Annotated in this window: 17 protein-coding genes, 1 tRNA gene and 1 pseudogene; 8 read left to right on the top strand and 11 right to left on the bottom strand. The window is 66.3% G+C overall.

What is annotated here, in order from left to right:
* Nucleotides 1-4: 4 nt before the first annotated feature.
* The 7 genes from wecB to ACN0YL_RS00065 form a co-directional block, all read right to left on the bottom strand.
* Nucleotides 5-1,207: a non-hydrolyzing UDP-N-acetylglucosamine 2-epimerase gene (wecB, locus tag ACN0YL_RS00095; protein WP_417496613.1), complete on the bottom strand. Its 1,203-nt coding sequence runs from the start codon at nt 1,205-1,207 to the stop codon at nt 5-7.
* Between the two features lie 191 nt (nt 1,208-1,398).
* Nucleotides 1,399-2,139 (bottom strand): hypothetical protein, encoded by a 741-nt coding sequence (locus ACN0YL_RS00090; RefSeq protein WP_417496612.1) that lies wholly within the window; start codon nt 2,137-2,139, stop codon nt 1,399-1,401.
* A gap of 29 nt (nt 2,140-2,168) precedes the next feature.
* Nucleotides 2,169-2,942, bottom strand: coding sequence for a copper resistance protein B (locus ACN0YL_RS00085; RefSeq protein WP_417491800.1), 774 nt, complete (start codon nt 2,940-2,942; stop codon nt 2,169-2,171).
* Nucleotides 2,929-4,941 carry a copper resistance system multicopper oxidase gene (locus tag ACN0YL_RS00080; protein WP_417496611.1) on the bottom strand — a complete coding sequence of 671 codons (2,013 nt, stop codon included), beginning with the start codon at nt 4,939-4,941 and terminating at the stop codon, nt 2,929-2,931. The genes ACN0YL_RS00085 and ACN0YL_RS00080 overlap by 14 nt, the downstream gene beginning before the upstream one ends.
* Nucleotides 4,942-4,981: 40 nt before the next feature.
* The gene (locus ACN0YL_RS00075) at nt 4,982-7,345 is read right to left on the bottom strand and encodes a heavy metal translocating P-type ATPase (RefSeq protein ID WP_417496610.1); all 2,364 of its coding nucleotides are present in this window, start codon (nt 7,343-7,345) and stop codon (nt 4,982-4,984) included.
* A 69-nt stretch (nt 7,346-7,414) separates the two neighbouring features.
* Nucleotides 7,415-7,846: a Cu(I)-responsive transcriptional regulator gene (cueR, locus tag ACN0YL_RS00070; protein ID WP_417491798.1), complete on the bottom strand. Its 432-nt coding sequence runs from the start codon at nt 7,844-7,846 to the stop codon at nt 7,415-7,417.
* A gap of 90 nt (nt 7,847-7,936) precedes the next feature.
* Entirely contained in the window at nt 7,937-9,331 is a 1,395-nt protein-coding gene (locus tag ACN0YL_RS00065) for a M20/M25/M40 family metallo-hydrolase (protein ID WP_417497047.1), read from the bottom strand.
* Nucleotides 9,332-9,458: 127 nt separating this feature from the next.
* Between ACN0YL_RS00065 and ACN0YL_RS00060 the strand changes: the two genes are divergently transcribed.
* A complete protein-coding gene (locus ACN0YL_RS00060; protein WP_417496609.1) occupies nt 9,459-10,352 on the top strand; it encodes a pirin family protein in 894 nt (297 codons plus the stop codon).
* Between the two features lie 18 nt (nt 10,353-10,370).
* Here the strand turns inward: ACN0YL_RS00060 and ACN0YL_RS00055 are convergent, their stop codons facing one another.
* Nucleotides 10,371-11,459, bottom strand: coding sequence for a DUF2891 domain-containing protein (locus tag ACN0YL_RS00055; RefSeq protein ID WP_417496608.1), 1,089 nt, complete (start codon nt 11,457-11,459; stop codon nt 10,371-10,373).
* Between the two features lie 265 nt (nt 11,460-11,724).
* Here ACN0YL_RS00055 and ACN0YL_RS00050 point away from each other — a divergent pair, with 265 nt between their 5' ends.
* The 5 genes from ACN0YL_RS00050 (at nt 11,725) to thrC (ending at nt 17,844) form a co-directional block, all read left to right on the top strand.
* Nucleotides 11,725-13,350, top strand: a complete 1,626-nt coding sequence (locus ACN0YL_RS00050) for a phosphoenolpyruvate carboxykinase (protein ID WP_417491795.1) — start codon at nt 11,725-11,727, stop codon at nt 13,348-13,350.
* A gap of 229 nt (nt 13,351-13,579) precedes the next feature.
* On the top strand, nt 13,580-13,732 hold the full coding sequence (locus ACN0YL_RS00045; protein ID WP_417491794.1) for a hypothetical protein: 153 nt from the start codon (nt 13,580-13,582) through the stop codon (nt 13,730-13,732).
* Nucleotides 13,733-13,826: 94 nt separating this feature from the next.
* Entirely contained in the window at nt 13,827-15,611 is a 1,785-nt protein-coding gene (locus ACN0YL_RS00040) for a homoserine dehydrogenase (protein WP_417491793.1), read from the top strand.
* The gene (locus ACN0YL_RS00035; protein WP_417491792.1) at nt 15,608-16,552 is read left to right on the top strand and encodes a homoserine kinase; all 945 of its coding nucleotides are present in this window, start codon (nt 15,608-15,610) and stop codon (nt 16,550-16,552) included. Before ACN0YL_RS00040 ends, ACN0YL_RS00035 begins: the two co-directional genes overlap by 4 nt.
* The gene (gene thrC / locus ACN0YL_RS00030; RefSeq protein ID WP_417491791.1) at nt 16,549-17,844 is read left to right on the top strand and encodes a threonine synthase; all 1,296 of its coding nucleotides are present in this window, start codon (nt 16,549-16,551) and stop codon (nt 17,842-17,844) included. Before ACN0YL_RS00035 ends, thrC begins: the two co-directional genes overlap by 4 nt.
* Nucleotides 17,845-17,923: 79 nt before the next feature.
* On the opposite strand, the gene ACN0YL_RS00025 is transcribed toward thrC, so the two are convergent.
* Complete coding sequence (locus tag ACN0YL_RS00025) at nt 17,924-18,427, bottom strand: hypothetical protein (protein WP_417471243.1); 504 nt, start codon at nt 18,425-18,427, stop codon at nt 17,924-17,926.
* Nucleotides 18,428-18,919: 492 nt separating this feature from the next.
* Here ACN0YL_RS00025 and ACN0YL_RS00020 point away from each other — a divergent pair, with 492 nt between their 5' ends.
* Nucleotides 18,920-19,396 (top strand): GNAT family N-acetyltransferase, encoded by a 477-nt coding sequence (locus ACN0YL_RS00020; RefSeq protein ID WP_417491790.1) that lies wholly within the window; start codon nt 18,920-18,922, stop codon nt 19,394-19,396.
* A 21-nt stretch (nt 19,397-19,417) separates the two neighbouring features.
* Here the strand turns inward: ACN0YL_RS00020 and ACN0YL_RS00015 are convergent, their stop codons facing one another.
* Nucleotides 19,418-19,681: a DksA/TraR family C4-type zinc finger protein gene (locus ACN0YL_RS00015; RefSeq protein ID WP_417491789.1), complete on the bottom strand. Its 264-nt coding sequence runs from the start codon at nt 19,679-19,681 to the stop codon at nt 19,418-19,420.
* A 143-nt stretch (nt 19,682-19,824) separates the two neighbouring features.
* Nucleotides 19,825-19,901, bottom strand: a tRNA-Met gene (locus tag ACN0YL_RS00010).
* 120 nt (nt 19,902-20,021) lie between these two features.
* On the opposite strand from ACN0YL_RS00010, the pseudogene ACN0YL_RS00005 reads away from it, so the two are divergent.
* Nucleotides 20,022-20,587: pseudogene (locus tag ACN0YL_RS00005) on the top strand (hypothetical protein); the annotation flags it as partial.

Below are 20,587 nucleotides of genomic sequence, written 5' to 3'. Positions count from 1 at the left end.
GATCTCACGCTCCGACCTTGACGCGTTGCGTATCCTGGACCGGTTGCGCCTCGGCGCGCACAGCCTGCAGGTCCGGCGCCGATTGTGGCGCCTCCGGCCGTGAACCGGCACCGAGGAAGGCCGAGACCAGCTGGGCAATGCGGCGGCCGGCATGGCCATCACCAAACGGGTTGGCGGCGCGCGACATGCGGCGATAGGCGCGCGGATTGTCGAGCAATTGGCGGGCATTGGTCAGGATGGTCTCGGTGCGCGAGCCCACCAGTCGGGCGACGCCGGCCTTGACCGCCTCGCCGCGCTCGGTCTTGTCCCGCAGCACCAGCACCGGCACGCCAAAGCTGGGCGCCTCTTCCTGCACACCGCCACTGTCAGACAGGATCAGGTGGGCGCGCTTCATCATGGCAACGAAGTCGGGATAGGCCAGCGGCTCGATGAGTTCGATCCGCTCCTCATTGCCGAGCAGGGCCTCGATCGGGCCACGCACGCGCGGATTGAGGTGAACGGGGATGACGAAGCGCAGATGCGGATAGCGATTGCGCAGGGCCTTGATCGCCGTCGACACACCGCTGACGCCCTCATCCCAGTTCTCGCGGCGGTGCAGGGTCACCAGCACCATGCGCTCATTCGCCCCGATGCGGTCGAGCGCCTTGGGGCGGATGTCCATCGCGCCGACCATCTGCACGGCATCGATCACCGTATTGCCGGTGACCCGGACCCTGTCGGTGGAGATACCCTCACCGGTCAGGTGTTTGGCCGCCGCACGCGTCGGCGCGAAATGAAGGTCGGCGATCGGCGAGATCAGCTTGCGGAAACCCTCTTCCGGGAAGGGGTGACGCATATCGCCCGAGCGCAGGCCTGCCTCGACATGGCCGACGGGAATATCGTTGAGGAAAGCGGCCATGGCGCCGGAGAAGGCCGAGGCCGTGTCGCCCTGGACCAGCACGAAATCGGGACGGCTGGCGGCGAATTGTTCTCCGAGGTCGCGGATCAGGGCGCTGGTCAGGCTGGTCAGCGCCTTGCCGTTCCAGTCGAGCTGCAACCGGGCATCGGGGGTAATGCCGAAGACGTCGAGCGTCTGATCGGCGAGGCTGCCGTGCTGGCCGGTGGCGACCCATTCAGGCTGCAGGTTCGGCGTGCCCAGCAGCGCGGCACGAACCGGCGCGAGCTTGATAACTTCCGGCCGCGTTCCCGCTACGATCGATACTTTCATGATTTCAGCCCCAGCTGCCCTGGCGCCCCGAAGTGGGGAGGCACCATCCTCATCCCCGGCTGTCCGGGAACACCTCATTTGTCGTTGAGGACTGGGACCGAAAACGCGCCGGGTTACGGCGATTTAAGGATCAATTAAGGTTATTCCGTCCGGCATGGGGCGATTGCGGGGCGGCGGCGGTCACCGGGCGTTCATGTTCGCGGCTTTGCCTGCGCCTGGCTGAGCGCGACAAGCAGGCTGCGGCGCATCCTGATGAACAGCAGGAGCAGGCCTGCAAACACCGTGACGAGGCTGAACAGGGCAAAGCCCTGGAGCCAGATGGTGTTGAAATCATCGCGGTCCTGATAGCCCATGATGTGCAGCATCCAGACGAAGTCGAACAGGCGCCATTCATCATTGCGCCGGCTGGTGAGCAGGCCGGTCTCGGCGCCGTAATAAAGGCTGGTGCCATCACCATCGTCGAAATTGACCCGCCAGGCCGGCAGCGGCGCGCCGCGATATTCCGTCGTCGCGGCCTCGAGATAATCCACCGACTGTGCCGGCAGGTCACCAAGGTGGAACGCCTCGGCCAGGGCAATGGCCGTCTCCTCGGAAATCGGCGTCAGGCGTTCGCCGCGATGGGCGTCGACCAGCGCGCTGTCGCCGGAACGGGCCTCGACCTGATAGACCGCGCGCCCGAGCCAGGGCATCAGCGTCACGCTGCGGACCGGGCCGGACAGACCGGCCGCCTCGACCGCCCGGGCCACGGGAATGGCATCGGCGATGCCCAGATCGACAACCGGCGGCGGCGCGACATGGTGATCGCCGTGGACGCGGTCAATATCGAGCAGGCTCATCATCGCTCCGCCGGCAACCCAGAGCACGATCTGGATGCCGACGAACAGGGCCAGCCATTTATGGATCCGCGCTGTCCAGCGTAACACTGCCGTCATCAAATGCCCTCCCCTCGCCTTCGCTCGCGTCAGAACCAGAACCGCAGCCCGACTGCAATGACACGATCACTCGCCGCCTCACCGCGCAGCCGCGCCAGATCGGCAGTCTCGCCCTGCAGATCATGCCATTCGACCCCGATATAGGGCGCGAACTCGCGTCTGATTTCATAGCGCAGACGCAGACCGAATTCGGTCTCTGTCAGGCCGGAGCCAAGATCATGGTCGGCGATATCACCGGCGGCGAACTGAAGCTCGGCGCGCGGCTGCAGCACCAGGCGCTGGGTGATCAACAGCTCATATTCCGCCTCGATCCCCGCCGTCAGATCGCCGGCATCGCTGAGGAAGGCCGCCGCATCAAGCTCGAACCAGTAGGGCGCCAGCCCCTGCAGACCAACAACGCCATAGCTGGTCGACGGGCCGGGCTCGAAATCATGGCGCACCCCGATCTGGACATCGAAATTGGGCGAGATGGCGCGGCTGTAGAGGGCCTGGATTTCCGCCGCCTCGAATTCGGTGGCGTCGAAGGAATATTCGCCCCCCGTCTTGATCCAGAGCTTGCGCTCATCGCCGCCAATCCAGCCCTGGGCATCCCACAGGACAGCGTCATCGCTGCCGCCGCTGAGATGCTCGAACCGGTCGACCAGCACCATGGAATGCGTCGTCCCCATGCCATGAAACATGTGGGCGCGGGCGGCGGCCATGCGGGCCGGGTCGGCATCGACCGGATTGCCCTGGCGCGCTTGCGCAGGAGGAAGAATGACCAGCGCCAGCAGCGCGGCGGCGATAAGCCTAGATATGACCATGATGGTCTCCATGTCCGGGGCGAACCGAGACGACCTGCATCATGCCGGCATGCATGTGGAAGAGCAGATGGCAATGAAAGGCCCACTCCCCCAGCGCATCGGCGGTGATGTCGACGGACAGGCGTTCGGCCGGCTTGACGATAATGGTGTGCTTGCGCGGCTTGTGATTGTCTTCGCCATTGACGACGTCGAAGAACATGCCGTGCAGATGGATCGGATGCGGCATCATGGTGTCGTTGACCAGGGTCAGCCGCAGGCGCTCATTGTGCCGGAACACGATGGGTTCGACGACGGGCGAGAAGGCGGCCCCGTCGAAGGACCACATATAGCGCTCCATGTTCGAGGTCAGATGCACCTCGACCTCGCGCCCCGGCGGACGCCGGTCCGGATTGGGCTCCAGGCTTTTCAGCTGGGTGTAGACCAGCACCCGGTGCGGCACCTCCGCCAGGCCGATGCCGCGCTCGCCGAGCCGGTCGAACACCATGGCCGGCATCATCGCCACGCCGGGGCCGGTGGGGTGGTCATGGGTCAGCGGCGTGTCTGTTCCGGACATTGGCGCCGCGCCATGACCCATCGCGGCGTGATCCACGGGAGTTCGCTGCGCAGGCATTGAATGGCCCATGGCAGCGTGATCCATCGCCGGCGCAGGAGCAGGTGTGCCATGCCCCATGGCGGCGTGGTCCATCGGCGCGGCGGGCGCCGGCATCGCATGGCCCATGGCGGCGTGATCCATCGGAGCGGCGGGCGCGGGCATCGCGTGGCCCATGGCCGCGTGGTCCATGGTGGCATGATCAACAGGGGCCGCCGGAGCAGCCGCGGCCGGCATGTCATGCCCCATCGCCGTGTGGTCCATCCCGGCCATGCCCGAGTGATCCATGCCCGAATGATCCATGCCCATATCGCGCATCGTCAGCAGTGGCCGTTCGCGCAGGGGCGGCACGGGTGCCTGCATGCCGGCCCGCGGCGCCAGGGTGGCGCGGACATAGCCGCTGCGGTCGATGCTCTCGGCCATCAGGGTATAGGCCTGGTCGCCCGGCTCGATAATGACGTCATAGGTTTCCGCGACGCCGATCTGAAACTCGTCGGTCTCGACCGGCTGCACCGCGAGGCCGTCGGACTGGACCACCGTCATTGGCAGGCCGGGGATGCGCAGATTGAAGATGGTCATCGCGGACGAATTGATGATCCGTAGCCGCACGCGCTCGCCGGGCCGGAACAGGCCGGTCCAGTTATCCTCGGGCCCATGGCCATTGATGAGATAGGTATAGGCCTCGGCCGTGACATCGGAGATGTCGGTCATGCTCATGCGCATCCGCGCCCACATGGCGCGCTCGGCGACGGCCTGCTCGATCCCCTCCTCGCGCGCATCGCGGAAGAAATCGACCAGGGTGCGGCGCTGGCCATTATAGACATCCGCGACCTGTTTGAGCCGGTTGAAGACGGTGTGCGCGCCCTCGAAGGTCCAGTCGCCGAGCATCAACACATATTCGCGGTCATAGGCGATGGGGTCTACGCCGGCCGGATCGATGATGATCGGGCCGTAATGGCCCATCTGTTCCTGCAGGCCGGAATGGGAATGATACCAATACGTGCCCGACTGGACCACCGGGAAGCGATACTGGAAGGTCTCGCCCGGCGCGATACCCGGATAGGTCAGGCCCGGCACGCCATCCATCTGGAAGGGCAGAAGAATGCCGTGCCAGTGGATAGAGGTGTCCTCATCCAGCGAGTTGGTCACATCGAGCGTGATCTCCTCGCCTTCGCGCCAGCGCAGCACCGGCGCCGGCAAATGCCCGTTCACGGTCACCGCCCGGCTGCCGCGGCCGTCAATGGTGACAGGCGTACGGCCGACATTGAGGTCGAAGCGCGTGCCCGTCAGGGCCGGCAGGCCGGCGCTGGTCAGTGGCGCTGCGCTCTGGGCCCAGGCCGGCAGCAGCGATGAAGCCGCTGCGAAGCCGCCAAGTGCGACCGTGCTGGTGAGAAAATTGCGCCGATCCATGCTTCTTACCTTTTACTCGCGAGCCGCTGCCGGCTCCACATCAGAGTTTGACGCTGCGCAGACGCAACGCGTTGGAAATCACCGAAACCGAGGACAGGCTCATGGCCGCGGCGGCGAACATCGGCGAGATCAGAATGCCGAACACCGGATAGAGAATTCCTGCCGCCACCGGAACCCCGGCCGCATTGTAAATCATGGCGAAGAACAGGTTCTGGCGGATATTGCGCATCGTCGCCCTCGCCAGATGGCGGGCGCGGACAATGCCGGTCAGATCGCCCTTCACCAGCGTGATGCCGGCGCTCTCGATCGCGACATCGGCACCCGTGCCCATCGCGATGCCGACATCGGCGCGCGCCAGCGCCGGGGCATCATTGACCCCGTCTCCCGCCATGGCGACCCGGTGGCCGGCGGCCTGGAGGTCCGCGATCAGCTTTGCCTTGTCGGCCGGCATCACGCCGGCATGGAATTCGGCGATGCCGAGTTGGGTGGCGACGGCCTTCGCCGTGCGTTCATTATCGCCGGTCGCCATGATGACGCGGATGCCGGCGGCGGCCAGATCCTCGAGCGCAGCGCGTGTGGTGTCCTTGATCGGGTCGGCGACGGCGATGAAGCCGGCACAGGCCTTGTCGATGGCGAGGAAGATCACGGTCTCGCCGGCATCGCGGCGTGCATCGGCATCCGCCTGGAGGGCCGCCGGATCGATCCCGAGATCGCTCATCAGGGCCAGATTGCCGAGCGCCAGCTTGTGTCCACCGGCACGGCCGGTCACGCCCTTGCCGGTAACGGACTGGAAGTCCTCGATCGGCTGCAGGCGCAGCCCTTTCGCCTCGGCGCCGTTCAGGATGGCATTGGCGAGCGGGTGCTCCGAGCCGCGCTCGAGCGCGGCGGCCAAGCCGAGCACGGCATCCTGCGAATGACCGGCGGCGGCTTGCACGCCCACCAGCGCCGGCTTGCCCAGGGTGAGCGTTCCGGTCTTGTCGACCAGCAGCGTGTCGACCTTTTCGAACCGCTCCAGCGCCTCGGCATCGCGGATCAGAACGCCCGCCTGGGCGCCGCGCCCGGCTGCGGTCATGATCGACATCGGCGTCGCCAGCCCCAGCGCGCAGGGACAGGCAATGATCAGCACCGAGACGGCCGCGATCAGCGCATGCGCCATGGCCGGCGGCGGCGACCAGAGCGACCAGCCGATAAAGGCGAGAAAGGCGACACCGATCACGGCGGGAACGAACCAGCCGGCGACGATGTCGGCGAATTTCTGGATCGGGGCGCGGCTGCGCTGCGCCCTGGCGACCATCTCGACGATCTGGCTGAGCACGCTGTCGGCGCCGACACGCCTGGCCTCGACCACCAGCCCGCCGGAGCCATTGATCGTGGCGCCGGTGACGCTGTCGCCCTCCCCCTTCTCGACCGGCAGGGCCTCGCCGGTCAGCATGGATTCGTCGACCGAGGAATGGCCGGAAACGACCAGCCCGTCGACCGGGAGTTTCTCGCCGGGACGCACCCGCAGCCGGTCGCCGACCATGACGCTGTCGAGCGCGATCTCGGCCTCGGTGCCGTCCTCGCGGATGATGCGCGCCGTCTTCGGTGCCAGATCGAGCAGGGCGCGGATCGCCGAGCCGGTGCGTTCGCGCGCGCCGAGTTCAAGGATCTGGCCGAGCAGGACGAGGACGATGATGACGGCCGCGGCTTCAAAATACACCGCTACATGACCGCCCATATGGCGGAATTCCGCCGGGAAAATGCCCGGGAAGAGCACCGCGGTGACGCTGTAGAGCCAGGCCGCACTGACCCCCAGCGCAATCAGGGTGAACATGTTGAGATGGCCGGAGCGCAATGATTGCGCGCCGCGTTGCAGGAAGGGCCAGCCGGCCCACAGCACCACCGGCGTTGCCAGGGCGAGTTCGAGCCACAGGGCCGCGCCCTCACCGACGAATTCGCGCGCAAAACCAAGGCCGATCATCGGGCCCATGGCCAGCAGCAGGAGCGGACCCGTCAGAAGGCTGCCGAGGATGAAACGGCGGCGGAAATCGACCAGTTCCGGATTCGGGCCTTCATCGCCGGCCGGCACGCCCATCGGCTCCAGCGCCATGCCACAGATCGGGCAGCTCCCCGGTCCAACCTGGATGATTTCCGGGTGCATCGGGCAGGTATATTGCGTGCCGGCGGGGACCTCGGTCTCGGCTTGACGGTGGGCGCCGCTCAGGAAGTGCTCCGGCTCGGCGGCGAAACGGTCATGGCAGCGCGTCGAGCAGAAATGCCAGGTGGTGCCGTAATGTTCGAATTGCGGCTTGCCGGCGGCCGTATCGACGCTCATGCCACAGACCGGATCGATGGCCGGCTTGCCATGGCCATGCTCCGCGCCGCCGCAGCAAGATGAAGTTTTTTCGTGACGATCGGCCGTCATGACGGTGCCTTTTGTGAGTTCTGGCACCCGGTGTAATCCTTCCAGCCACTGGAAGGTCAAGCGGCAAAATCAATCGTCCGGCAGCGTCTCGCCCGACGCTCCGCAGGCGGCGGGCTCAAGCCCCGACAACTCATCGATGATCGGGCAATCCGGCCGGTCATCGCCATGACAGGCGCTGGCTAGTTTCTGCAAGGTCGCGCGCATCGCCTTGAGCTCGGCAATCCTGTCGCCGATCTGGCGGATATGCTGCTGCGCCAGCGCCTTCACCTCGCTGCTGGAGCGCGAGGCATCGCCATCGAGCGAGAGCAGATGCCGGCAGTCCTCGATCGGGAAGCCCAGCGCCCGGGCGCGGGCCAGAAAACCGAGCTGGTGAAGATCGCTCTCGCGGTAATCGCGATAGCCATTCTCCGCCCGGGGCGGCGAGACCAGGCCGATGCTCTCATAATAGCGGATCGTCTTGGCGGACAGGCCGCTGAGGGCCGCAGCTTGCTTGATATTCATCGGCGCCTCCGGACTTGCGGGGCCGGCAGGCCTTCGGTCAATCGCCGGGGGCCTGCCGTTCCGTCATGCCGGCCATAACAGCCGGCGCGTCTATTCTTCCGCCGCAGCCTCTTCGGCGGACGTGCGGAATTCGACATCCATATTGGCGGCCAGATAGACCAGCGCCGCATAGGCGGCGACATTCTGGGCCAGGGCGTCGGGATCGATCTTGTCGAGCGTATCGTCCGGCGTGTGGTGCAGATCGAAATAATCCATACCGTCCTGGTTGAGACGCACGGTCGGCACGCCCTGCATCGCCATCGGGATGATGTCAGGCCCGCCGCCCGGCACTTCGCTGCCACCGCGCAATATCCCCAGCGGCGTCAGGATCTGGCCCATGGCGTCGATCGCCGGATTGGCGCCGGCATCGACATTGGAGACAAGCTGCCAGATGCGACCGGCGCCAAAGTCGGATTCGGTCGCCATCACGTGATTGCCGAGTTCGCCGGCATGCTGTTCGGCATAGGCGCGAGCGCCCAGAAGGCCGACCTCTTCGGCCCCGAACATGACGACGCGGATGGTGCGGCGCGGACGCTCGGGCAATTGCGCAATCAGTTCGGCAGCGGCGACGGTGATGGCGACGCCAGCCCCGTCATCAATCGCACCGGTACCCAGATCCCAGCTGTCGAGATGGCCACCGATCAGCACGATCTCGTCGGGCAGCTCACTGCCGACAATGTCGAGCACGACATTGCCGCTGGTCACTTCGCCATGCCAGCCGGGCGTCGCGCGCAGATGCATCGCCAGCGGCGAGCCATTATTGTGCAGTCGGCGCAGATGGTCGGCATCGGGATTGGAAATCGCGATCACCGGGATGCTGGCCCAGTCGCCATCCATCGAGCTGATCATGCCGGTATGCGGATTGCGGTGATAATCCGAGCCGACCGAGCGCACGACGATGGCGTCGGCACCGGCGCGTTCGGCATGTTGCCAACCAATGCGGCGGCGCTGATTGGCCGGGCCGTAACCGGCACCGGTCTGGGTGGCGACCATCGGATCACCATCGACAAAGGCGATCTTGCCCTCCAGCGAGCCGTCCGCGGCGGCGGTCAGGGCGTCGACATTGCGGAAATACACGACATCGGAATTGATCGCGCGCAGGATGGGCGAGCGGCCGGAACCGCCCAGCGCCGTGCCGTGCAGCGCCATCTCATAGGGGGAGGTGATCGAGATCTCGAGCTCGCCACGCTCCCAGAACGGCATGGTGAAGGGCTCGACCGTGACGCTGTCAAAGCTGAGCGATTGCCCCAGCGCCTCGCCCCAGGCGCGGGCGCGTTCTTCCGCTTCCGACCCGGCCAGGCGCGGCCCGACCTCGGTGGTCAGCGATTCGACGATCGACCAGGCCAGATCACTGTCAAGCGCCTGGGCCATCAGGGCTTCGGCGGTCTCGGCCTGGGCCGGATCGATCTCGAACGCGTCCTGGGCAAGGGCAGAGCCGGCCAACATCAGGGCCGCGGCGCCTGCGATGATTGATTTCATAAAAACCTCCCCACAAATAGATGCAGGCACTATGAGAGTTGAAGCGCGTCGTGCAAGCGCTTGACGTCAATCTGAAGCAGATGGAGCCATCACAATGTCGGCAATGATCGCACGCAGGATTGAGGGCCGCAGCCGTGATCTCGGTGGATTTGAGGTGCGGCGGGTATTGCCGGCACCGCGTCAGCGCATGGTCGGCCCCTTCATCTTTTTCGACCAGATGGGGCCGGCGAGCTTTGCGCCGGGCCACGGAATCGATGTCCGGCCCCACCCGCATATCGGGCTGGCAACCGTGACCTATCTGTTCGAGGGCGCCCTGCGCCACCAGGACAGTCTCGGCGTCGACGCCGTCATCCGGCCCGGCGATGTCAACTGGATGACCGCCGGCCGCGGCGTGGTCCATTCCGAGCGCACGCCCGACCCGGAACGCGCGGACGGCCATGCCCTTTATGGAATCCAGACCTGGGTCGCCCTGCCCGAAGGCTCCGAGGATATCGCCCCGGCCTTTCACCATCACCCCGCCGCGAGCCTGCCGGACTTCGAGCGCGATGGCGCCCGTTTCCGCCTGATTCTTGGCACCGCCTGGGGGCAGGAGGCACCGGTCGAGGTGTTCTCGCCGATTTTCTACCTGCACGGCGCCCTGCCGGCCGGATCGCGCGTCGAGCTCGATATCGAACATGAGGAGCGCGCGGTCTATCTGGTCAGCGGCGAGGCCACGCTCGACGGCGAGGCGCTGCAGGCGGGCGAAATGGCGGTGCTGACGCCGGGTACCACGCCCACCCTCGCCGCCAGTGTCGACAGTATCGTGATGCTGTGCGGCGGCGCCGGGCTGGGCGAGCGCCAGATTTTCTGGAACTTCGTGGCCAGCGATGCCGACCGGCTGACGCAGGCCAAGGCCGATTGGTCAGACGCGGGCGCGGCCGGCTTCCCGGCGGACGGGCGCTTCACCCTGCCCGCCGGCGAAACCGAACATATTCCGCTGCCTGAGTGACCCCTGCCTGAATGATGCCTATTGCGGCAGTTCGCGCCAGGCCGGGGCTTCCAGGCCGCGCCCGGTGACCAGATAGGTCGCGAAGCTGGCGAGCCAGTGGCCGCCGGCATAATCCTCGCCATTGACCGATTGCGTGCCGACCTCGGTATGCACCGCGGCAGCCGCAAGCAGGGCGGCGCGGCGCGGATCGCTGTCCGGCAGTGCCGAGGCAATGCCCTCCAGCGCCCAGGCGCGCGACAGGTTGACGCCGTCGAGATGGACCAGCTTGCCGTCTGTGGCGTCGAGCACGATGCCGGGCGTCAGCCAGTCAGCCGACCCATCGACCGGGATGTCGGGCAGGAAGCCCTGCAGCCACTCGGCATAATCGGCCGGCGCCATCACGCGCCGCATCAGATCGGCTTCCATCAGGCAGGGCGAGAGGAAATCCTCGCCCGAGGGCTCATAGCCGATCGGGCAATTGCGGTCCCCGGCATGAAATTCCAGCGCCTTGGCAACGATCAGCCCTTCCAGGCCGGTATCGCCGGTCTCGCGGGCCCAATCGAGCGCCAGACCGAGGGCGAAGGCGGACTGGTTGTGGGTGCCGATCCGGATCGGATAGGCCAGATTGGGCAGCCAGCTCGAAAACCGGTCGGCGACGACCTGTTCGAGCGGCGCCAGCGCCTGCGCCCAGCGGCGCGCCCGCGGATCATCCCAATCATGCAATTCAGCGCTCAACTGCAACAGCCAGGCGAGACCATAGGGACGCTCGAAGGCGGCACGGCCCTCGGCCTCGAAATAGGCGACCTCGCCGGCGATATGCTCCGGCGTCAGATTGGCGTCGAGCGCCGCCGTTGCCGCTGCGGTCAGGGCATCATCGGGCATGGAGCGCAACAGGCGCACCAGCAGCCAGTGGCCATGCACCGAGGAATGCCAGTCGAAACAGCCATAAAAGGCCGGGTGCAGCTGGCGCGGCGTCTGCGCATCGGCGTCAGAGTTCAGCACATGGCCGATCTTGTTGGGGTATTCGCGCTGGACGCAATCGAGGGCCATCGTCATGAAGCGCGCCTCAAGGCGAGGCGCCGGCTCCGCTTCAACGGCGGCCGGCTGTGCAGCACTGGCGGCCGACATCAGAACTATGCTGCTCAAAATGGATAGCGTTGTCATAAGATTTCCGCCCTTCGTTGCGATTTCCGGCGTGCCTTTTGGACTTTTCTGGACCAAGTTGATCTGATACCGCCTTATCACATGACGGTTTGCTGGAACTGGCAAGACACTTGCTTTGTCCGGCACAGTAAGCACGACGCGCCGACCAGGCGGGCAGGCCCCGCAGCGCGCCGCAGGCAATCAGGGTGACCTCTCCGACAGATGAGAGGACCAATGGGGGTTTATAGACATGTCGACATCCGAGCGTCACGATGGTGGCCTCGCGGCCATGGGTATCCAGGCTGGCAAGGTTCATCTCAACTGGAATGAAGCCAAGCTTTACCAGGCCGCGGTTCAAGCCGGTGAAGGCGAGGTCGCAGAGGGTGGCGCGCTGGTCGTCAAGACCGGCATCCATACCGGCCGCTCGGCCAAGGACAAGTTCACCGTTCGCGATGCCGATACCGAAGACCAGGTCTGGTGGGACAATAATGCCGCCATCGACCCGGCCCATTTCGACGCGCTGTGGACCGATTTCCGCAATCACATGGCCGGCAAGGACCTGTATGTGCAGCAGCTGTTTGGCGGCGCCGACAAGGATCATCGCCTGCCTGTGCGGGTCGTCAATGACCTGGCCTGGCACTCGCTCTTCATCCGCCATTTGCTGCGCCTGCCGACCGAAGCCGAATACCAGGATTTCGAGGCCGAATTCACCATCATCAACCTGCCCGATTTCAAGGCCGACCCGGCGCGTCATGGCTGCCGTTCGGAAACCGTGATCGGTGTCGACTTCACGCGCAAGCTGGTGCTGATCGGCGGCACTTCCTATGCCGGCGAAACCAAGAAGTCGGTCTTCACCATCCTCAACTACCTGCTGCCGGCCAAGGGCGTGATGCCGATGCATTGCTCGGTCAATGTCGGCGATGATGATGACGCCGCGATCTTCTTCGGCCTGTCGGGCACCGGCAAGACCACCCTGTCGGCCGATGCCAGCCGCACCCTGGTCGGTGATGACGAGCATGGCTGGTCGCCCAATGGCCTGTTCAATTTCGAGGGCGGCTGCTACGCCAAGATGATCAAGCTCTCGGCCGAGGCCGAGCCGGAGATTTTCGCCACCACGAAAATGTGGGGCACGGTGCTTGAGAATGTGGTGATGGATCCGGTCACCCGCGAGCTCGATCTCGACGATGGCTCGCTGGCGGAAAACAGCCGCGGCGCCTATCCGCTCAGCGCGATTCCCAATGCCAGCGAGACCGGAACCTGCGGCCATCCGAAAAACCTGGTCATGCTGACCTGCGACGCCTTCGGCATCATGCCGCCGATCGCCCGGCTGACCCCGGCCCAGGCGATGTATCACTTCCTGTCGGGCTATACCGCCAAGGTCGCCGGCACCGAAAAGGGTGTCACCGAGCCGAGCGCCACTTTCTCGGCCTGTTTCGGCGCCCCCTTCATGCCGCGTCACCCGGCCGAATATGGCGCCCTGCTGCGCGAGCTGATCGCGACCCACAATGTCGATTGCTGGCTGGTCAATACCGGCTGGACCGGCGGCGCCTATGGCACCGGCCAGCGCATGCCGATCAAGGCCACGCGCGGCCTGCTCAATGCGGCGCTGGACGGCTCGCTGAAAACCGCCGCCTTCCGTGAGGACCCGAATTTCGGCTTCATGGTGCCGATCGCCGTCGACGGCGTTGACAGTGCCATCCTTGACCCGCGTTCGACCTGGTCGGACCGCGAGGCCTATGACGAACAGGCCGCCAAGCTCGTTGCCATGTTCATCGAGAACTTCAAGACCTTCGAGAGCCATGTCGCGCCCTATGTCCGCGCGGCGGCACCCCGGCTTGAAAAAGCCGGCAAGACACTGGAAACAGCGGCAGAATAGCGCCGCCCGGCCCTGCCAGACAAACCAGCCCCGGTCAGCCATGACCGGGGCTTTTTGCTGGCCGGAACGCAGCCCCCGGCCCGGCCCAAGGGGTGACATTTTGGCTCGCCTGGTGCGTGAAATGCAGCTTTGAGGCAAAAAACGTTTGACCGGGCGGGCTCTCTGGTCCTTTCTTGCAAAAGAATTTCTCCACGCCCTGTTTTGGGGCCTGGCACAGCCTGACCGGACCATGATGACCCTTGATGCCCTGATCCGCCTTGACCTCCAGCGCTGCGCAACTCGCGGCGACGGCCTTGGCATGTCCCGCCCGGCGCTCATTTCCACCACCATGACCATTACCATGACCACCTCGGGTACGAGGGGGCAGGTTGGCGTGGACTAGCGGTTTTCAAAATCCGTCTCACACCCCGACCCGCTCCCACCAGGCAGCGGGTTTTTTCATGCTTGAATTCCAGATCACCCAAAGGACCAGTCCAGTGACATCTCCAGCCAGCCCAGCCCTTCCCAAGCTCAGTGTTCTCAAATTCGGCAGTTCGGTGCTCCATACGCCCGATGACTATGCCCGGGCCGCCCACGAGATCTACCGCCACACCCGCGCCGGCGAGAAGGTCGTCGCGGTGGTTTCGGCGCTGGATGGCGAGACCGATGCCCTGTTCGAGGTCGGCGCGGCGGTCGGCCAGAACTCGCATGACGCCATGCTGGCGCGGCTGGTGCGCTGCGGCGAGCTGAAATCGGCGGCCCTGATGGGGCTGGCCCTGCAGAGGGCCGGCATCACGGCGGCGGTGCTGGACCCGCATGAAATGAGCTTGAAGGCCGAAGGTTCGTCGCTGGATGCGAACCTGACCGGCCTCGACCGGGCACAGGTGCTGGCGCATTTCGAACGGGCTGATGTGATTGTTGCGCCGGGATTTTTCGGCGAGGGCGCCGAGGGCCCGGTGACGCTGGGACGCGGCGGCACGGATCTGACGGCGGTGATGTTCGCCCACTGGCTCGGCGCCAGCCGCGCCCGCCTGATCAAGGATGTCGACGGCGTCTATACCGATGATCCGGCCCGCGTGCCCGATGCGCATCGTTTCGACCAGCTCGACTATGCCGAGGCGGCGCGCGTCAGTCGCGGCCTGGTACAGGACAAGGCGATCCACGCCGCGCAGGCGCTGGATGTCATCATCGAGGTGGCGGCGCTGGGCAAGGCCTTTGCCACCCGGATCGGTCCCGTGACGCCCAAGACCGGTTCCCGGCACCGCGTGCGTCCCCTGCGGGTGGCGATGCTCGGACATGGCTCGGTCGGGGCCGGTGTCTGCGAGCATCTGCTGGCCCATCCCGGCCGTTTCCAGCTCAACCCTGTGCTGGTGCGCAATGCCCTCGAACACGCCCGCAGCGGTCGGCCCGGCCTGCGCTTCACCGAGGATCTGGCCGAGGCGCTGGAAAACCGGCCGGATATCGTGGTCGAGACCATTGGCGGCACCGGCGTCGCCCGCAGCCTGAGCCAGTCGGTGCTGCGCGATGGCATGCATCTGGTGACAGCCAACAAGGCGGTGATCGCGCTCGACTTTGAACGCCTGCACGAACTCGCCGCCGATTCCGGCCGGCAATTGCGCTATTCCGCCGCCGTCGGTGGCGGCGCCCCGATCCTGGAAACCCTCGACCGGGTCAGCCAGTCCGGCGCGGTGCTCTCGGTGGAGGGGGTGATGAACGGGACCTGTAATTTCATTCTTGGCCGGCTGGGTGAAGGCGCCCTGCTCGCCGATGCGATTGCCGAGGCCCAGGCGCTCGGCTTTGCCGAGGCCGATCCGCGCGGTGATATCGACGGCCATGACGCCGCGGACAAGCTGTCGATTATCATCCAGCACGCCTTCGGGGTGCAGCTCGATCCGGCTGATATCGCCAAGGAGAGCCTGTCGGATCTGTCGCCGCACAAGCTGCAGGCGGCCACCGAACAGAATCTCGTCTTCAAACAGGTCGGCCATTGCTCGGCCGGAAGCGATGGCCGTATCGACGCACGGATCGAACTTCGTGCCCTGCAGCCGGGTCATCGCCTGGCGCAGCTGCGCAATGAGGAGAACGGCTTTCTCGTTCAACTTCCCCATGAATCCCTCTATGTCCAGGGCAAGGGGGCCGGCCGCTGGCCGACGGCGGAGGCGGTGTTCGCCGATATTGTCGATATCCAGCGCCTGGTCGATGGCCATCTCAAGCAAACCGCCGGTCTGCGGCCGCAGCGGGCGGCACAGGCGGCACGAATGCCGGGGGAAGACAGCGCATGACATCAGCACCCAGCTCGGCCCGCGCCACGGCGCCGGCCAGTATCGGCAATGTCGGCGTCGGCTTTGACGTGCTCGGCCTCGCCTTCGACGCGGTACGCGACAGCGTCACCGCGCATCGCGAAAGCGAGCCGGGCATACGGCTCGGATCGGTCTCCGGCCTGGTCGACAGCCTGCCGGCCGAGGTGGAGCGGAATTGCGCCCTCGCCGCCGCCCAGGCGGTGCTCGACGCCGCCGGCGCGCCATTCGGCTGCCGCATCGATATTCACAAGGGCGTGCCGCTGAGCGCCGGCATGGGCGGGTCCGCCGCCTCGGCCGTTGCGGCGGCCGGTGCCGTCAATGCCCTGCTCGAGACACCGTTTGCGACGCTCGACCTGTTGCTGCCGGCGATGGCCGGCGAGCGCGTCTCCGCCGATCCGCCGCCCTGGGACAATGTGATGGCGTCCCTGCTTGGCGGTCTGGTGATCGCGGCGCGGCTCGATCCGCCGCTGATCCGGCGCCTCCCCTTGCCGACCGGTATTGCCTGCATCCTGTTTCACCCCGAGCGCAAGATCGAGACCCGCCGCGCCCGCGAGCTCCTCTCCGACACCATCGCCAAGGACATCGCCGTCGAGCACGCCCGCAATATCGCCGGCTTCGTCGCCGGCTGTGCCAGCAATGATCGCGAGCTGATCGCCGCCGGCCTGCGCGATGTATTGATCGAGCCACAACGCCTGCCGCTGCTGCCGGAACTCGCCGCGGTGCAGGCTGCGGCGATCGAAGCCGGGGCGCTGGGTTGTTCTTTCTCCGGTTCCGGACCGTCGGTATTTGCCTGGGTGCCCGATGAGGCGGCCGAGGCCTGCGGCGCGGCGATGGGCGGTGCTTTCGCGGCGGCCGGGTGCGGGGCGAAACAATATCATGCCGCCCTGATCTGTGACGGTTTGCGGCTGGAGCCAATGGCATGAGATATCGCAGCACACGCGGCGACGCGCCGCTGGTCAGCGCCGACAAGGCCCTGCGCGCCGGCGTCGCGCCGGATGGCGGGCTCTATCTGCCCGAGACCCTGCCGCGTTTCGAGCCCGGCGATTTTGCCGCCGAGACCAGCCTCGGCGCCCTCGCCAGCCGGCTTCTGTCGCCCTTCTTTGCCGGCTCGCCCCTGGCACAGCCACTGGAGGCGATCTGCGCCTCGGCATTTGATTTCCCGCTGCCGCTGGTCACCCCCGATGCGCGCGAGCCGGGGCTCCAGGTGCTGGAGCTGTTTCACGGTCCGACCGGGGCGTTCAAGGATTTCGGGGCCCGCTTCCTGTTTCGCGCCTTCGATGCCATCGCCAGCGCCGACGACCCGATCACCGTGCTCGCCGCAACGTCCGGCGATACCGGCGGCGCGGTCGGCTGTGCGGCCGAGGGCGCACGCCATGCCCGCGCCGTGATCCTGTTCCCCAAGGGGCGGATCTCGGCTTTCCAGGAACGGCAATTATGTTGCTGGCGCGAACCGGTGACGGCGCTGCGGGTCACGGGTGATTTCGACGCCTGCCAGCGCCTGGTCAAGACGGCGTTTGCCGATCCAGACCTCAGCGCCCGCCATGGCCTGACTTCGGCCAATTCGATCAGTATCGGCCGGCTGCTGCCGCAAATGGCCTATTGGGCCAGCGCCAGTCTGGACGTGTTCAGCAAGACCGGCCTCAGGCCCGGCCTGATCGTGCCGACCGGCAATCTCGGCAATGCTTTCGCGGCTGTTCTGGCACGGGCCTGCGGCCTGCCGATCGGACCGATCGTGCTGGCGACCAATGCCAATGCGACGCTGTCCGACTGGCATAGGAGCGGCCAGTACAGCGCCCGCCAGTCGATCGCGACCCTGGCCAATGCGATGGATGTCGGTGCGCCGAGCAATTTCGAGCGCCTGTCGGGCTTTGGCGATGAATTGATCGAGGATGTGGTGCGGGTCGATGACGACGCCATCCGCGCCCGCATCACCGCGTGCCATGCCGGCAGCGGCTATATCGCCTGCCCGCATACGGCGACCGCGCTGGAGGCCTTTGACCGGATGTCACCGGAGCATCGCGCCGCGCGGCCCTGGATCGCGGCGGCGACGGCACATCCCTATAAATTCGCCGATGTGGTTGAGCCGCTGACCGGCGTCAGCCTGACACCGCCGCCCGCCCTGGCCGAAGTGCTGCAGCGGCCGGTGCATGTCAGTGATATCGACGCCACGATCGAAGCCCTCGCGGCGCAACTGGGCGCGCCGGCGAGGGCTTGAGCAGGCAGGTTTGGGACGATGAATCTGGCCGGCGCACTGCTGCCCGCTTCGATGCGGGGCAGCAGCAGCCGGGCGGACGCTACCAGCCGAAGCTGAAGACGATATCGGCATTGCCATCGCCGACCTGGGTATAGGTCTGGTGCTGGCCATTGCCGACCTGGATCACACCGAGAATATTGTTATTGCCCTCCTGCACCGTGTTGACGGTGCTGCCTTCGCCGACCTGGGCGACGGCCACGATATTGCCATCGCCGTTCTGGTAGAGATTGGCGGAAAGGTCATTGCCGTATTGCTGCAGCGACATCGTGCCATTACGGCCGTTCTGGAACAGCGAGGCGCCATTATTGTGGCCGTTCTGGTTGACCGAGACGCCCTGTTCGAAACCCCGGCGCATGTCCTGGTAGATATTCAGCACCGGCGAATAGCCGCGGGCGTTGGATTCCATCGCGACGGGACGCGAATTGCGCATCGCCTCGCGGGTCTGGGCCGCATGATTGCCGCGGGATTGAGCCTCGGCGGCACCGCTGACGGCGGCCAGGGACGCCAGCGCCAGGCCGGCCATGAAGAAACGACGAAGTGACATGGGTCTTGCTCCTGTTAGCCGCCGGGCGAAATGTCCGATGGGCGATGAGGGCAAGATGCCGCCTGGCGCCTGAGTGAAGCCTGAGCGCCGCGTTCATGCTGGCGACAGGCAGATCCCGCCGGCCCGGCGTGATCCCGGATCTGGTCCGGATCATCCTCTGTGTCATGGCTGATGATGCCTTGTTTCTCCCGGGGCTGGCCTTGGACTGTCCCTGTGTGACCGGTTTTTGGCGGGGCAAGGCAGGCGCTTTCGCTTGCTTCCCGTCAGCTGCAGAGCTTGCCGCCGTGCTGGCTGTCCTGCCCTTCGATTCGCGCTCCCTGGCCGGCGTCGCACCCGGGCCGGCAAGATGCCGGCAGGCGCCGTGACAGTGGCCAGTCTAGCCGCCCGGGCCGTCGCGGGGATAAGATAGCGGTAGCGGCAGCACTCGATGCCGCCATGACTTGACCCACGCGGTCGCGATCGCCGATGGCCGCCCACGCTGAAAGCCCGCCCATGGCCCCTGTTGCAATCCATTTGCGCAAACATATCGACCCGGCCACTCATTACACACCGATCTGGCCGGACGGCCTGGTGCTGTCCCGTTTCGAGCCGCAACGCCATGCCCGCGCCGCCCGCGCCCTGCTCAATGACGCCTATGCCGGCGGCGGCGGCGATGTCCTCGCCTTCGAGACCTGGTGGCCGGCCCTCACCGCCGACCCGGAATACCGCCCCGAGCTGTGCTTTGTTGCGATCGACAGCGCGACCGGCGCCCTCGCCGGCTTCGCCCAGTGCTGGAGCCTCGGCTTCGTCAAGGATATCGCCGTCGCCGTCCCCTGGCGCGGCCGCGGCCTCGGGCGGGCGATGATGACCGAAATATTTCGCAGCTTTCAGCTGCTTGGCGTCACCGAGCTGGACCTCAAGGTCGCCGCCGACAATCCCTCACAGGCCCTCGGGTTTTACCAGCGCCTGGGGATGGTCAGACCGGGCTGACGCGGCCGGCCCGGCTCCGGCCTAACGCAGCTGGCTGTCCTTGCTGCCGCGCCGGTTGAAACCGGCGACCGCGCGCTGGCCATCGCGCTGCGACTGACAGGCAATACAGGTGCGCACGCCAGGCACGGCCAGCCGCCGCGCCTCGGGAATCGCTTCGCCGCACTCCACACAGAATGGCTCGCTCTGGCCGGTCGGCATCGCGCTGCGCGCCTGCTCAAGTGCATCCGCCACCGTGTCGTCGATCTGATCCTGTATCGCCCCGTCCCGGGTCCATCCGCCGGCCATCGGCCCTGTCTCCGCCTGTGTTCAAGGTCTGAAAAATGGCCCTTTGGCGGGAGAAATCAAGGTTGGGCGAGGCCGACCGCCGAACCTTGTCGTCACTCCAAAACAAAAAACCCGCCAACTCATTGAGCTGGCGGGCTTTTCTTTGGGTGCGGGGATAGGATTTGAACCTATGACCTTCAGGTTATGAGCCTGACGAGCTACCGGACTGCTCCACCCCGCATCAGGGTGTCTGCCCGGGGCGATGCCCGGGAGAGGCGCGTATGTAGGCTGGCTGCGCGGGTGCGTCAAGGCGATAGCTGCGCTTTGCCTGCAAGGGCGAAACGGGGCTAGACTGGCGGCCATGAGCGATCAACAACAATCCGTATCCGATCCATTCGATCTGGCCCTGGCCGACTGGCGTGGCGGCCGTTTCGGAGCTGCGCTGGCCGGGCTGCGCAAGGCCGCCTCGGGCGGCGATGCCGGCTGTGCCAGCCTGTTGCTGCAGATGAGTGCCGACCCGGCCGCACCCGCCGGTGCGCGCGCCGACGCGGCTGCCGCCATCCTCGCCGGTCCCGATACACCGCTGCTGCGCCGTCACGCCGCCTTCATCCGCGCCAGCGGATACGGCCTGGAGGCCGACCCTGCGGCCGCGCTCGCACAGCGTCTCGAGGCCGCGCGCGGCGGCGACCCCCTTGCCATGACGGAGATCGCCCTGCTCACCGCCCTGGTGCCCGACCAAACGGGCCGCGCCAGTACGGCCCTGGCGCTGCCGCTGCTCGAAGCCGCCGTCGAAGCCGGCAGCGCGGCCGCGATCGCGGCCCTGTTGCGGCTGGCGCTCGAGAGCGGGACCGTCAGCGCCGTCGCGCGGGGCCGCACGACCGCCCTGGGCCAGTCGGGGCATGCGCTGGCCGCAGCCCTGTGCGCCCC

The sequence above is a fragment of the Maricaulis sp. genome, from assembly GCF_048269565.1.
In the GTDB taxonomy this organism is placed as follows: Bacteria; Pseudomonadota; Alphaproteobacteria; order Caulobacterales; family Maricaulaceae; genus Maricaulis.
The sequence above is the reverse complement of the archived record's forward strand: the minus strand, read 5'-3'. Positions and strand labels throughout refer to the sequence as shown.